Source organism: Caballeronia choica (assembly GCF_001544535.1).
Taxonomy (GTDB): Bacteria; Pseudomonadota; Gammaproteobacteria; order Burkholderiales; family Burkholderiaceae; genus Caballeronia; species Caballeronia choica.
Window position 1 is genome coordinate 1 of the sequence record NZ_FCON02000577.1, and the last position, 713, is coordinate 713.

Sequence of the window (713 nt, forward strand, 5' to 3'; positions counted from 1 at the left end):
CGCTTGAAGAACCCGCCCATTGGGTTGCTCACGACTTCGGAAATTCGCAGCCCCATCAGATACAGCAATGAAATCAACCAGCGCACCCGCGCGTGGTGTTCCTGCTCGCGCGCGGTATCGCGCGGCATCGCTTCGACCGAGTGTTTGAGCGCTTGCCACAGATCGTCCTCGAGATAGCGGGTCACACGCGGCTTCGTCTTGCGCGCCCGCTGGCGTGACAACGAGAGCGGATTGCCCGCCAGATAGCCGGCGGTGACCAGCCAAGCGAACAGCGTATTCAAGATCACGAACGCCTGCCGCTGGCTGGCCGGCGATAGCGGTCCGGCAAACGGCCGCCAGTCGGGCTCGGCCCGTGCGACCTTGCGGCCGCGCATCACCCAGCGCGCCGCAGGTTGCGGATCGGCCAGGAAGCGCTGATAGGCGAGGAGATCTTCATGTGTGAGCGAGGAGAGCGGCTTGCTCAACTCGACGGTCGACCACAGCAGCAGACGTTCGGCTTCCTTGCGATAACTGTCGAAGGTGGCTCGGCTATCGACGAAGCGGGCGAGCCACGCCTTAATCGCGTCGATATCGTGGTCGGCGGCAATTTGCGCGCGCACGCCGATCGCGCGGTTCAGCCCATGACGGCCATCGAGTTCGGGCGGCAACTGCGCGCGTTCGAGCGGGGCGAGCGCGTTACCGGAGGGGTCGCTGGGGCTAAAAACGGGCATGTC

General features: G+C 64.8%; 1 protein-coding gene. It reads right to left on the minus strand.

Annotated elements, in window-relative coordinates; all coding sequences use genetic code 11:
* The coding region (locus AWB68_RS45800) for a tyrosine-type recombinase/integrase (protein ID WP_374729672.1) at positions 1–710 on the minus strand (710 nt) is incomplete at its 3' end.
* Between the last annotated feature and the right edge of the window lie 3 nt (positions 711–713).